This window comes from Frankia sp. CoWAU3, assembly GCF_977971855.1.
Genome location: NZ_CDWWXB010000046.1, coordinates 4,317 through 17,487, shown reverse-complemented (window position 1 = coordinate 17,487; position 13,171 = coordinate 4,317). Strand labels below are relative to the sequence as shown.

Annotated in this window: 11 protein-coding genes; all 11 read left to right on the top strand. The window is 67.4% G+C overall.

Translation table 11 applies throughout. The annotated features are described in order from the left end of the window. Positions 1-407 (top strand): acetyl-CoA hydrolase/transferase C-terminal domain-containing protein (locus AC08ON_RS06895; RefSeq protein ID WP_476616650.1); only part of this gene is annotated, 407 nt, incomplete at its 5' end. Between the two features lie 373 nt (positions 408-780). Further along, positions 781-2,172 carry a glycosyltransferase family 4 protein gene (locus tag AC08ON_RS06890; RefSeq protein WP_476616649.1) on the top strand — a complete coding sequence of 464 codons (1,392 nt, stop codon included), beginning with the start codon at positions 781-783 and terminating at the stop codon, positions 2,170-2,172. Further along, positions 2,169-2,942: a glucose-1-phosphate cytidylyltransferase gene (gene rfbF, locus AC08ON_RS06885; protein WP_476606850.1), complete on the top strand. Its 774-nt coding sequence runs from the start codon at positions 2,169-2,171 to the stop codon at positions 2,940-2,942. The genes AC08ON_RS06890 and rfbF overlap by 4 nt, the downstream gene beginning before the upstream one ends. A 5-nt stretch (positions 2,943-2,947) precedes the next feature. Beyond that, positions 2,948-3,988 carry an NAD-dependent epimerase/dehydratase family protein gene (locus AC08ON_RS06880; RefSeq protein ID WP_476606851.1) on the top strand — a complete coding sequence of 347 codons (1,041 nt, stop codon included), beginning with the start codon at positions 2,948-2,950 and terminating at the stop codon, positions 3,986-3,988. 102 nt (positions 3,989-4,090) lie between these two features. Further along, on the top strand, positions 4,091-5,281 hold the full coding sequence (locus AC08ON_RS06875; RefSeq protein ID WP_476606852.1) for a class I SAM-dependent methyltransferase: 1,191 nt from the start codon (positions 4,091-4,093) through the stop codon (positions 5,279-5,281). Next, complete coding sequence (locus AC08ON_RS06870; protein WP_476616648.1) at positions 5,282-6,526, top strand: class I SAM-dependent methyltransferase; 1,245 nt, start codon at positions 5,282-5,284, stop codon at positions 6,524-6,526. It begins immediately after the preceding gene. 51 nt (positions 6,527-6,577) lie between these two features. Next, positions 6,578-7,627, top strand: coding sequence for a glycosyltransferase family 2 protein (locus AC08ON_RS06865; protein WP_476606854.1), 1,050 nt, complete (start codon positions 6,578-6,580; stop codon positions 7,625-7,627). A gap of 186 nt (positions 7,628-7,813) precedes the next feature. Beyond that, entirely contained in the window at positions 7,814-8,575 is a 762-nt protein-coding gene (locus AC08ON_RS06860; RefSeq protein WP_476606855.1) for a Wzz/FepE/Etk N-terminal domain-containing protein, read from the top strand. 34 nt (positions 8,576-8,609) lie between these two features. Next, a complete protein-coding gene (locus AC08ON_RS06855; protein ID WP_476606856.1) occupies positions 8,610-10,046 on the top strand; it encodes an O-antigen ligase family protein in 1,437 nt (478 codons plus the stop codon). A 110-nt stretch (positions 10,047-10,156) separates the two neighbouring features. Next, a complete protein-coding gene (locus tag AC08ON_RS06850) occupies positions 10,157-11,650 on the top strand; it encodes a lipopolysaccharide biosynthesis protein (RefSeq protein WP_476616647.1) in 1,494 nt (497 codons plus the stop codon). Positions 11,651-11,684: 34 nt separating this feature from the next. Further along, complete coding sequence (locus tag AC08ON_RS06845; RefSeq protein WP_476606858.1) at positions 11,685-12,890, top strand: glycosyltransferase; 1,206 nt, start codon at positions 11,685-11,687, stop codon at positions 12,888-12,890. The last annotated feature ends 281 nt before the right edge of the window (positions 12,891-13,171 follow it).

Genomic DNA, 13,171 nt, shown 5'->3' with positions numbered 1-13,171 from the left:
GGCAGCCGCGGATGACCTCGATCAACACCGCGCTGCAGGTGGACCTGTATGCGCAGGCGAACGCGTCCTGGATCCGCAACCGCATCTACTCCGGCTTCGGTGGGCAGTCCGACTTCGTCGTCGGCGCGCTGCACGCGGCCGACGGCAAGGCGATCATCGCCCTGCCGAGCCGGCATGCCCGGTCGGGGGATTCCTGTGTGCTGCCGCGGCTCACCAGCCCGGTCACCAGTTTCCAGCACAGCTACGTCGTGTCCGAGAACGGGACCGCGGCCGTGTGGGGGCGCGGCCAGCACGAACAGACCGCCCGACTCATCGACCAGGTCGCCCACTCCGACGCCCGAGCCGGCCTGACGGAGGCGGCCGGGTCGCTGGGACTGCTCGCCGGCCGCGCATCGTCAACCGTCTGATCCGATGATCGTCTGATTCGGTAAGCTGACCAGAAAGCCGAGGAACGCACGACAAGTCACCGGGTGGTCCGCCGCCAGGAGCGGATTTGCGTCAAAAAGCGCGAGAGTGCCCCGGGCATTAAAGACGCGAACACGGCATCCATGGCGGCCATGGCTGCCGCCGTCAAACAGCATGGCTGGAATAAGCCGCCCCCAACGGTCAGTTCTGTCGTTCCTGCGTCGAGAATCGGCCGAGCCCGGCCCCAAGACGCGACACGCAAGTTTTTCAATCGCCGGTGACGCCCAGGCCGACCGCTAGCCTCGCCATGACGGAAAGGAAAGGATAGGTCCACCGTCCGCGGGCAACGGGGTCGTTCATCTTCGGGAGAAAAATGTGGGACAGGCACGCGACGGGACTATCTCGTTGGCTACGGGCGCGAATACTATCACGTCGGCGCCTGACACCGACTCGACCGAATCTCCCGACATCGGCGACGCAGGACGGGTTCTGATCGTAGTTCAGAACCTGCCGATTCTGATCGACCATCGGACGTGGCAGGAATGCCAGGCGCTTCGCGACCAGGGCTACCAGGTTGCCGTAATATGCCCACGGGGCCCGGGGCAGCGGCGTCACCAGATCGTTGACGGCGTCAGCATCTGGACGTATCGGGGCGCACCCCGGACCCAGGGTGTGCTCAGTTACGTCTTCGAGTTCGGCTACTGCTGGGCGCGAACCGCTGTCCTGTCCGTCGCCGTGGCCCGCCGGCACGGATTCGACGTGATCCAGGCATGTAACCCGCCGGACACGTACTGGGCGCTTGCGCTGTTCTACAAGCCATTCGGCAAGAAGTTCGTCTTCGACCATCATGATCTTTGTCCGGAACTCTATCGCTCACGGTTCGGTAAGGACGGTGGGCTGTTGCTCCGCGCGTTGCTGCTGCTTGAACGGATGAATCAGCGGGTCGCCGACCACGTGATCGTGACCAACGAATCTTACCGGCGGCTGGCCCTGACCAGGGGGCGGCTGCCGTCGGAACGGGTGACCGTCGTCCGAAACGGACCGGACCCCGAACTGATGAAGCCCGCCGCGGAGCGTCCCGAATTGCGGCGCGGCCGGCAGCACCTTGCCTGTTATCTGGGAATAATGGGCCCGCAGGACGGTGTCGACCGACTCCTCGATGCCATACATCACTATGTCCACGTTCTCGGGCGCACCGACTGCGCCTTCGCCCTGCTGGGATTTGGTGACTGTCTGGACGATCTGCGGAAACAGTCGAGCCGGCTCGGTCTCGACGACTGGGTCGAGTTCACCGGGCGGGCCGACGACCAGATGATCCGGGACTACCTGTCCACCGCCACGGTCGGATTGTCGCCGGACCCGCGGAGCCCGCTGAACGAGGTGTCCACCATGTCCAAGACGCTCGAATACATGGCCTATGCACTGCCGGTGGTGGCCTATGACCTGACCGAGACCCGGGTGAGCGCCGAGGACGCCGCCGTCTACGTACCCTCCGACACGGTGGCGGACTTCGCCCGGACCCTCGCCGAACTGCTGACGGACCCGGACCGACGCCGGACCCTTGGCGCCCGGGGTCGGGAGCGCATTGTGAACGAACTGTCCTGGCGGTATTCGGAGCCCCGCTACGTCGGGGTCCACGACCGGCTACGTGGTCGCCGGGCCGGCCACCCCAGTATCCCGGTCCCTCGTCAGGGCGGCTTGACCCGAGTGAGCGTCTCGGCAGCGCCGGTTCACGCGACCGGCTCCCGGGAACGAGCGGAACGATGAAGGTCGGTATTCTTGCCGGCGGTCTGGGCAGCCGGTTGGCGGAGGAGACGGTCATCAAACCCAAACCGATGATCGAGATCGGCAATCGGCCGATCATCTGGCACATCATGAAGTACTACGCTCACTTCCAGTTCACCGATTTTACGATCGCCCTGGGGTATAAAGGCGAATACATCAAACGCTGGCTGGTGGACTACGCGGCGCTGACCAGTGATCTCACGGTGTCGCTTCGGCAGGGCGATGTGGAGCGGCACGGGGGTACCTCGGAGGATTGGCGGGTAAATCTGGTCGACACCGGTCAGAACACCGCCACCGGCGGTCGTATCAGGCGACTCGCGCCCTGGCTCGGCGACGCGGGGACGTTCATGTTGACCTGGGGGGACGGCGTAGCGGACATCGATCTCAACGCGTTGCTCGACTTCCACCGCTCGCATGGCAGGATCGCCACACTGACCGCCGTGCGGCCACCCGCCCGGTTCGGTCATCTCGAGCTGGCCGGGGACCAGATCGTGGAGTTCTCGGAGAAACCACAGGCCGGCGAGGGATGGATCAACGGTGCCTTCTTTGCCCTGGAACCGCAGGTCTTCGACTACATTGCCGGCGACGACACCCAGTTCGAGAAGGAGCCCCTTGAGAGGCTCGCCAAGGACGGTCAGCTCATGGCGTATCGGCATGGCGGCTTCTGGCAGTGCATGGACACGGTACGCGACCGCAAACTCCTGCAGTCACTGTGGGATGGTGGCTGTGCGCCCTGGAAGGTATGGGACTGAGCTCGATGCGTATTCTGGTCACCGGACACGACGGATATATAGGAACCCGTCTCATCCCGCTCTTCCGGGCTGCCGGACACGACGTGGTGGGTCTGGACAGCGGGCTGTTCTCTGGGTGTACCCTCGGACCCGATCCGGACTTCGTGCCGGCGTTGAAACTTGATATTCGGGACGTCCGGCCGTCCCATCTGGAGGGTTACGACGCGGTGGTCCATCTGGCGGGCATATCCAATGATCCGCTGGGTGATCTGAACCCAGCCGTGACCTATGACATCAACGCCCGGGGGACGTTGCTGGTTGGGCGTGCCGCCAAGGCCGCGGGCGTACCGCGTTTCGTCTTCTCGTCCTCGTGCAGCCTCTATGGTGCGCACGGAGACGCGCCCATCGACGAGTCGGCCGAGTTTCATCCGGTGACTCCCTACGGTGAGTCAAAAGTGATCGCCGAACGAGAGCTCGCCGAGCTTGCCGATGACGATTTCAGCCCGGTCTTCCTGCGTAACGCCACGGCGTACGGCGTCTCACCCCGACTGCGTGGTGACCTCGTGGTGAACAATCTCACCGGCTACGCGGTGACGACCGGCGAGGTTTACCTCAAGAGCGACGGGACGCCGTGGCGACCGCTGGTACACATCGAGGACATCGCCCGGGCGATGCTCGCCGTGTGCGAGGAACCCCGCGAGAAGATCCACCTCAAGGCCTACAATGTCGGCCGGTCGGCGGAGAACTATCGAATACGCGACGTGGCCGCGATCGTCGAGGAGGTCGTGCCGGGCGGCCGGGTGGTCTTCGCGGACACGGCCGGGCCGGACAAGCGGAACTACCGGGTGGACTGCGACCGTATCGCCGAGGAGATACCGGGATTCCGGCCGGTGTGGACCGTCCGCAAGGGGGTCGAGGAGCTCTACCTGGCCTACGTCGCCGCCGGGCTGACCAAGGAGGAGCTGATCGGCTCCCGCTTCCAGCGGATCCAGCGCATCCAGCAACTCATGGCGGACGGTCTGCTCGACGTCACCCTGCGGTCGGCCGCACCGATGCGGGTGCCATGAGCGTGCTCGGCCGCCGCTGCCGCAGCTCGACATACCTGCGGCGACGTACCCGCGGCGGGGCGGCCGGTTCATCCTTCCCGTTCCGACACCGAGGGTCGTACCATGACTGACCAGTCCACCGCCTGCCCCGCCTGTGGCGGTTCCCGCCTCACCTCCGTCTATACAAGGGACGACGTCCCGTCGCACAGTTGTCTGCTGCTGGCCGACGAGGACGAGGCCCGGGCGTTCCCGAAGGGTGACCTGCGGATCGCCTTCTGCGAGCGCTGCGGCTTCATCATGAACACGGCCTTCGATCCGACCAAGAACCAGTATTCCGCCCGGTACGAGGAGACGCAGGCATTCTCCACCCGATTTCAGGAGTTCGCGCGGGACCTCGCCAAGCGCTGGACCGACAAGTACGATCTGTACGGGAAGACGGTCCTGGAGATCGGGTGCGGCAAGGGTGAGTTTCTCGTCCACCTGGTGGAGCAGGGTGCCGGCGCCGGCATCGGGATCGACCCGGGTGTCCGGCCCGAGCGCATCACCAGCCCGGTTGCCGGCCGGCTGACCTGGATCACGGATCTCTACTCCGGGCGGTATGCGCACCTGACCGCCGATGCCGTCGTGTGCCGGCACACCCTGGAGCACATCGCGCCGGTCGGCGACTTCATGCGGATGATCAGGGCCGCGCTCGGTGACCGGACCGATATCCCGGTCCTCTTTGAGCTGCCGGACGTCCTGCGGGTGCTGCAGGAGGCGGCGTTCTGGGATGTGTACTATGAGCACTGCTCCTATTTCAGCGCCGGTTCGCTGGCGAGGTTGTTCCGAGCTACCGGGTTCGAGGTGCTCGACGTCTCCCTCGACTATGACGATCAGTACCTGCTGATCGAGGCGCGGCCGTCCACCGTTCCGGCGGCCGGTGACCCGCTGCCGATCGAGGACGACCTGGCCACCCTGCGCGTCGGGGTACGGCACTTCCAGCGTGAGGTGGCCACGACGCTGAACCGGTGGAGCGAGATGCTGTGGCGCGGGCACCAGCGCGGCGAAAAAGCGGCGATCTGGGGTTCGGGTTCCAAAGGTGTGTCGTTTCTGGCGACCCTCGGCCCGGCCGCCGACCTGGTCCGCTACGCCGTCGACATCAACCCGCACAAACACGGCATGTTCATGGCGGGCAGCGGCCACCGTATCGTCCCGTCCGAGTGGCTGCGGGAAGATAGGCCGGATCTTCTGATCATCATGAATCCGATCTATCGTGACGAGATCGCGGGGGAGTTGACCCGGCTGGGCGTCGACACCGAGCTGAGGGCCGTCTGAGTGAGCAATGTCTGTCTGGTGAACAACGTCTGTCCGGTGACCAATGTCTGTCCGGCATGCCAGGGCACCGCGCTCGAAGACCTGGTACGTGTTGAGCGTTCGCCGGTGATGACCGGCGTGCTGTGGCCGTCGCGGGAGGCCGCCATGACCGCGCAGCGCCGTGCTCTGGAGCTGTCGCTGTGTGCCGAGTGCGGCACCGTGGTCAATGTCGCGTTCGAGGCCGGCCTCGTCGAGTACGGCGGCGAGTACGACAACTCGCTGCACTTCTCGCCCGCCTTCCGGGCATACGCCGAGGCGTTGGCGGACCGTCTGATCGTCCGGCACAACCTGGTGGGGCGGGAGGTTGTCGAGATCGGGTCGGGCAAGGGGGACTTCCTGCGCCTGTTGTGTGCCCGGGGACTGTGTGCCGGAACCGGGTACGACCCGACCTACATCGGCCCCGAATGTGCCGACGACGCCGCGGTGACCTTTGTGGTCGACCTGTACGGTTCGCGCTATTCCCATCTCCCGGAGGATCTTGTCGTCTGCCGGCACGTCCTCGAGCACGTGTCCGATCCACTGGGCTTTCTGACCGATATCCGTAATGCGCTGGGCGGCCGGGACACGTCGCTGTATCTTGAGGTGCCCAACGGCGGCTTCGTCCTCGGCGAGGCGGGGGTGTGGGACTTCATCTACCCGCACGTGTCGTACTTCTCGCCGGCTGGACTTCGGCGGGTGGTGAGCGCGGCCGGGTTCACCGTCACCGACGCCGGAACATCCTACGGTGACCAGTTCCTCTGGATCGAGGCCAAGACGGCGCCGACAACCCGTCCGTCCGGTCGGATCGGACCGGCCGCCGGCGAGGACGTGGTGGCGACGGACCGCTTCGTGGTCCAGGCCAGAAAGTTCGGTGACGTCTACCGGGAGGTTGTCGGGCGCTGGTCCGCGCATCTCGCCGACCTGGCGACGGACGCCAATTCCGCCTGGGACGCGCCGCGTGCGCTGGTCTGGGGCGCGGGGTCCAAGGGGGTGGCATTCCTCAACGTGTTGGACGTCGGTTCCGCCGTGCGGGGAGTCGTCGACCTCAACCCGCGGAAGAGGGGCCTGTTCGTGCCCGGCACCGGGCATCCGGTGTTGGCACCCGAGGACCTGTCGGTGGAGCGGGTGGGGTGCGTTTTTCTCCCGAATCCGCTGTATCTGGACGAGGTGCGCGGCCGGTTGGCGGAACTGGGTGTGCCCGCGGAGGTCGTGCCACTTAGCAGCTGACAATCTCGTCAGCAGAGGTTCGGCTCCGGTCGGACGGAGGGACGATGGAGAATGGCCATACCTGCCGACAGCGGCACCCAGGACGAGGCCCGGCTCAAGGGGCCTGATCGCCAGGCGGGGCGTGGTGTTGTGGACCGTGGTGTCGTGGGGCCCGGTGTCCCGTCACCCCACCCGGACGCCCGGCCGCTCGTGACGGTGGGACTACCCGTCTTCAACGGGGAGAACTTCCTGGCTCGGGCGCTGGAGTCGATCGTCGTGCAGGACTACCCGAATCTTCAGATCGTCGTCGCCGACAACGGCAGCACCGACCGAACCGAGCAGATCTGCCGGGAATTCGTCCGCCGGGATCCGCGGATCGAGTACCACCGGAGTCCGGTGAACCGCGGCGCGGCCTGGAACTACAACCGGATCGTCCACCTCGCCGCGGGAACCTACTTCAAGTGGGCCGCCCATGACGACCTCTGCGCCCCCGCATTTGTCAGCCGGTGCGTCGCGGCCCTGACCGCCGCGTCGTCCGCCGCCGTCCTGGCCTACCCCAAAACGGCGCTCATCGACCTGAACGATACGGTGACCGGTGGCTTCGAGGATGGGATGAACCTGTGTGAGCCGACGCCGCACGAGCGTCTGCGACACTTCCTGTCGACCCGTACGGAATACCATCCGGTATTCGGCGTCATACGGGCAGAAGCGCTCCTGAAGACGGATCTCATCGGAAAGTACGTCGGTTCCGACGTGGTTCTCCTGGCGCAGCTCGCCCTGGACGGCCAGTTTGTCGAGGTGCCCGAACGCCTGTTTCTTAGGCGTTTCCACAAGAACACTTCGATGAATGCCAACCCGGGTGCTGCGGAACGCGCCATGTGGTTTGACCCGCACCGGCGGGTGCCGTCGCTGCCGATGGTGGAGAAGACCATCAGGATGGTTCACGTGATCCTGTCCCACGACCGGCCCGACCGGGCCGAGCGGGCTCGCTGCCTGGCGGTTCTGGGGCGGCAGTGGGCATTGCCCCATGCTCGGCACATGGGTGGCGAGGTACGCGCAGCATTCGGGACCCGAATCGGGACCCGAATCGCCGCGAAGTTCCCCTCCCAGCGGTCCAGGTAGCGCGGCGACACGCGGGTCGGCCTGCATATCGGCGCGGCGCAGGGCGACTACATTGAATCGGTCCAGGCTGATGATGGGATCGGTTCAGGAGCATGAATCCTTGGAGCCCCGAATGACAGAACCTTCCGGTCATGGTGCGGACCAGGCCTCGCCGTCGGCGTCGTCGGCTTACCGGGGGAGTCCGACATGGACATCGTGACGGCCGCCAGAACGGCGTTCCGCCGATGGTATGTCATGCTTCCGATCCTGCTCGCCACGGCGGCCGCAATCGGGATCACGATGTCTGTCGCCAAACCCGTCTACCAGACGAAGGCCATGGTCCTCGTGGTTGGCCCGTCGGTGGAGCAGAAGCTCGCCGCATCCTCCTCCGGTTCCGGGTTTATCCTGCAGCCCGTCAACCCGCTTTCCTACTTCGGCGATTCGCTCAAGTCGCTGGCTCTCACGGAATCGAAGATCATGGACTCTCGGCAGGTGCGGGAGGAGATCCGTTCGGCTGGATTCCATGGTGACTACGAGATCTCGGTGCAACCGGAGACGGTATTCCTCGACATAACGGCCACGGCCGCCGATCCCACCGAGGCCACTCGCACCCTGGATCAGGTGGTACGTGTGATCACCGCGAAGTCGAACGGCCTGCAGTCTGCTGTGCCGCCGGACCAGCGTTACCGGATAGCGCCGCTGTCCGAGCCGCCGCTGATGAGCGTGCGGCCCGCCCGCAGCCTCAAGCTGCTTGGCACCGTCGCGTTCCTCGGCGTAGCGGCGGCGCTGGGGCTGGCGCTTGCCGTCGACGCCGAGGTCGGGCGCCGGGCCCGGTCACGGGCGGAGCATTACGGTGCCGCCCGGGCGGGCGCCAGCCGCGGCCGGGGTCGGCGCGGACGGCACGCACTCCCCGAAGATTCCATGGCGGGCACTCGACGGGTCGCCTGGCGGTTCGAGGCGAACCGGTGAGAGGCGAACCGGTGATCAGCGGGCTGGTGGCCGGGTGACCGCCGGCTCTCTCGTCGGCCGGGCGGCCCCCGGCGCCGCCCGGCCGGTGCTCGCAGCGGTCGCGTTCGGATCCGCCACCGTAGCGGCGGCGATGGTGCTCGGGCCGGTCGGGCCGGCCGTGGTGCTGGCCGTCCCGGCCGTGGCGGTACCCCTGCTGGCGAGTCGGCGGGACGCGGTGACGCTGCTGACGTCGATGGTCTTCGTTCTCTTCGCCGTGCCGGCGACCTACCGGCTCCCCCCGTTGGGGAAGCTGACCGTGCCCGTCGGCCTCTGCTGTCTTGCCGGCTGGCTGGTTCACCAGGCCGCACGACGCGCCCGGTTCGACCCGGTGTTCCAGCCGGTGCGGGCCGCGACGCTGGTACTCATATGGGTTCTCACGCTCAGTTTCGCGATGATGTTCACCCGCGTGGTGGAAGCGACAGAGGTCAGCTCCGCTCATCGCAGTCTCGTGACGGTGGTGGCACAGGCCGGGGTGACGCTGTTGGCCGCCGATGCGATCCGGTGCCGGACCCGGCTGGACAGTCTGCTGCGCCGGGTGGTGCTGGGCGCCACCTTCATGGCCGCCATCGGCGGGATCGAGTTTCTGACCGGTCGTAACTACAGCGCCGTCCTGGTCCCCCCGGGACTGTCGCTCAGTCCGGACGCCGATCGCATTGACGTCCGGTCCGGCTTCGAGCGGGTCGCCGCGACGGCCGTGCATCCGATCGAGTTCGGGGTTGTCCTGGCCGTGGTGTTGCCGTTGGCCCTGCACTACGCCATTGCCGCCCGCGGGTGGGCACGGGTCGGTGCCTGGGCCCAGGTCACCGTCATCGGGGCCGTCCTGCCGATGAGCGTCTCGCGAAGCACCGCCGTGAGCCTCGCCGTGGCGATCCTGACCCTGACGGCGATCTGGCCGGTTCGCCGCCGCCTCAACGGCCTGCTGGCGCTGGCCGGGTCCGTCCTCGTCCTGCACACGGTGTTTCCCGGTCTGATCGAGGCGACCGTCTCGCTGTTCCTGCGGGCCGACGCGGACCCCAGCGTGACCGGCCGCACCGAGGACTATGCCCCGGTCTGGAAGTTGTTCACGCAAAGGCCGCTCCTCGGCCGTGGGCTGGGCACGTTCACCCCCCACCAGTACTTCTACCTTGACAATCAGCTACTCGGCTCGGTGCTGGAGACCGGAGTCGTCGGGACAACCGTGCTGCTGGTCTGGGTCGCCGTCGGTCTCTCGGTGGCCCGTGGGGCGCGGCGGCGGGCCCAGGAACAGCGTGACCGGGAACTCGGCCAGGCGTTGACGGCCTCGATCCTCGCCGGGGTCGCCAGCTTCCTCACCTTCGACGCCCTGAGCTTCTCGTTGCTCGCCGGCCTGCTGTTCCTGCTCATCGGCTGCGCCGGAGCACTCTGGCGGATGACCGCCGCACCGGCGGTCCTGGCCCCCGGGGGGCAGCGGTGAGCCAGCCACCGGCCGTGACCCGGTCGGCCGTGACCCGGTCGGCCGCCCCGTCGGGGGCGAGGGAGGCCGTGGCGGAACCGTCGCCGCCCCGTCGGGTGCCGCGCGGTTCGATGGCCAGCGGCGCCCGGTGGATGTCGGTGAACCAGGTTGTCGTGCAGGTCACCCGCCTGCTGGTCCAGGTCGTCCTGGCGCACCTGCTCGAACCGCGGGCGTTCGGTCTCATGACGATGGCGCTGGTCATCGTGATGTTCCTCGAAATTCTGCGGGGTTTCGGGACCGGCATGGCGGTCGTCCAACGAGACAAGATCAGCGAGCGGCTGCTCAGCAGCGTCTTTTTCCTCAACATCGGGCTTGGTCTGGTCATCTCGGGCCTGCTGGCGCTGCTGGCGCCCGGCCTGGCCAGCCTGTACGGCGACTCGGCGCTGACGCCCGTGCTCCAGGTTCTGGGCCTCGGCCTGCTGCTCGCCAGCCTCGGTGACCTGCAGCAGTGGCTGCTCCGCCGGGAGATGAAGTTCGGTGCCGTCGCCGCGGCGAACATCATCGGGACGGCGGCCAACGCGGCCTGCTCGATCGTGCTCGCTCTGCTGGGCTACCAGGTGTGGTCACTGGTCATCGGCTATCTGGTCGGATTCGGGGTCACCACCCTCGTCGCGTGGCTGCAGTCGCCGTGGCGTCCCAGAGCTTCGTTCAGCCCCGCCGAGGTCAGGTCCGTGCTGCGTTTCAGTGCCAACCTGAGCGGGTTCAGCGTCTTCAACTTCTTTCTGCTGCACGGCGACAAGGTGATTGTCGGGCATTTCCTCGGAGCCCAGCAGTTGGGCTACTATGGCCTGGCGCAGCGGGTGCTCATGTATCCGGTGAGCACTGTTTCCACGGCGTTTCAGGAAGTCATGTTCGCCGGTCTTTCCCGGCTCCAGAACGATCACTCCGCGATCCGCCGGGTCTATTTCCGGTCATGCGCGGTCGCCGCTCTGGTCTGTTTTCCGGTCATGGCTGGACTCACTGTCGTCGCGCGCGACGTCGTCCTGGTCGTGCTCGGCGCGCGCTGGGAACGGCTGGTGCCGCTCATCTGGCTGCTCGCCCCGATCGGCGGCATCCAGTCGGTGAGTTTCAGCGTCGGGGTCCTCTACAACGTGAAGGGAAGAACCGACCTGCTGCTGCGCTGGGGAATCTTCTCCGGCCTGCTGATGCTCGGCAGCTACTTCGCCGGCCTGCCGTGGGGAATCAACGGGGTCGCGGCGGCGTACGCCATCGTGATCGTCCTCCTGCTGCCGCCCGGCTTCGCGATTCCCTTCAGCCTGGTGGACGCGAAGCCGCGCGAGCTGGTCACCGCGGTCTGGCCGCACGTCGTGGCGACCGCGGGGACCGTCGCCGTGATGGCCGCCGTCCAGTGGCTCACCCACGGGTTCCGGCTCGCCCGCCCGGTGTGCCTGTTGGCGAGCGTGCTGGCCGGTGCCGCGGCCTACGTCGTGATCACGTGGAGGCAACGTCCACCCGCGTTGGCGGACCTACTGCAGTGCGTCCGGCGCGCGAGCGCCGGCTCGGGGCAGCCTGCTCCGGCGTCGTCGCGCAGAGACGGCGCGCTGGGCCCGACGGCTCACGGGTGAACCCGATGGCTCAACGGTGAAGGAGTTCACTCTTATGAAAGACGCCCCCACGGCGGATCAGCGGGACGTGGTGCTGGCCCTGCCGATCGAGACGCTCCAGGACATGGCGATCAGGGCGTACATGCGTCCTCCCGATCGTCTACTGCTAACCCTGCTGCGATCGTCCCGGGTCCGGCGCGTGGTGGTGGCCGAGCCGTTCCGGAGCCATCTCGGTACGGTGCTGCGGGGTGGCCGGAGCACCGTCCTGCCACCGTCCGGTGGCGTTGAGGGGCATCTGGTGTCGCCGCAGCGGTGGCGCCGCAAGGACCCGGTGACGCTGCCGTCGCTGCGGGCGGCCTATCGGCGGTATGACAGGAGGCTCGGCCGGGCTGCGGCCCGAGCCGGCTGTAAACGACCTGTCGTGATCACCATGTATCCGCCGCTGGCGGGCTTTGCCGACATGTCCTGGGCCGGCTCGGTCATGTACTACGCCCGGGACGACTGGGCAACCTATCCACCGCTACGGCGGTGGCATCCGGCCTTCCGGCATGCCTACGAGGAGATCCGGCGCCGGCGGCTGCCGGTCATCGCGGTGTCCAGGCCGCTGCTGGAACGCCTCCATCCCACCGGTGCCGGGCCGACCGGTGCCGGGCTGGTCGTGCACAACGGTGTCGATCCGGCCGAGTGGCTGCGCCCGCCGTCCCCGCCGGACTGGCTCCGGCGCCTCCCGCGGCCGTGGTGCGTGTACGCGGGCACCGTCGACACTCGCCTCGATCTGGACATGATTCGCCGCCTGGCGTCGGCCGGCACCGTGATTCTGGCCGGCCCCATCCCGGACGAGGCCTCCGTCCGGTCGCTGCGGTTGCTGCGGTCGGTGCGGTTGCCTGGGCATCTGCCCCGGCCGGCCGTGACCGGTCTGATCGCCGCGGCCGACGTGTGCCTGCTCACCCACCGGAGCACTCCGTTGACCGAGGCCATGGACCCCATCAAGATCTACGAATATCTGGCGGCCGGACGTCCCGTCCTCGCCACGGACCTCGCCCCGGTTCGGGGCATCGGGCGGCGGGTCCGGCTGCTGCGCCCGGGGGACGATCCGGTGGCGGCGATGAACGAGGTCCTGACCTGGCCGGCCGTCACGGAGGCTGACCGGCTGGATTTCGTCGCGGACAACAGCTGGTCCGCTCGGCACGTCGCCTTCCTGGACTTCGTCCTTGGCCCGGCCGCACCGGCCGAATCCCGTCTTCTGGCGGTGCGGGCGTAGACCGGCTGGCAGGCCTCGCTCGGGTCTGCGGGCCCGCGAAAAGAGCCGGTACGGCGCGGCCCCCGGCTCAGTGGGATATCCCTGGAAGGATTCGATGGCTCGCGCTGAGTTGACCAATCGACACCGGTATGTCCTGATTGGATCCGTGGCGGTGCTTGCGGTGCTGGTGGCGGGCGGTGGGCTGCTGGTCGCCCTTCGCTCGAGAGGCGGGCCCACGCGAACGGCGGGCACACCGGCCCCCGCCACTGTCCCGGCCGGGGTTTCACCGGATGGCGGTGCCG

Coding starts and splice junctions, on each gene's coding strand:
- AC08ON_RS06850 (WP_476616647.1), top strand. CDS start 10,157: ATGGCCAGCGGCGCCCGGTGGATGTCGGTGAACCAGGTTGTCGTGCAG.
- AC08ON_RS06865 (WP_476606854.1), top strand. CDS start 6,578: ATGGCCATACCTGCCGACAGCGGCACCCAGGACGAGGCCCGGCTCAAG.
- AC08ON_RS06875 (WP_476606852.1), top strand. CDS start 4,091: ATGACTGACCAGTCCACCGCCTGCCCCGCCTGTGGCGGTTCCCGCCTC.
- AC08ON_RS06880 (WP_476606851.1), top strand. CDS start 2,948: ATGCGTATTCTGGTCACCGGACACGACGGATATATAGGAACCCGTCTC.
- AC08ON_RS06845 (WP_476606858.1), top strand. CDS start 11,685: ATGAAAGACGCCCCCACGGCGGATCAGCGGGACGTGGTGCTGGCCCTG.
- rfbF (WP_476606850.1), top strand. CDS start 2,169: ATGAAGGTCGGTATTCTTGCCGGCGGTCTGGGCAGCCGGTTGGCGGAG.
- AC08ON_RS06860 (WP_476606855.1), top strand. CDS start 7,814: ATGGACATCGTGACGGCCGCCAGAACGGCGTTCCGCCGATGGTATGTC.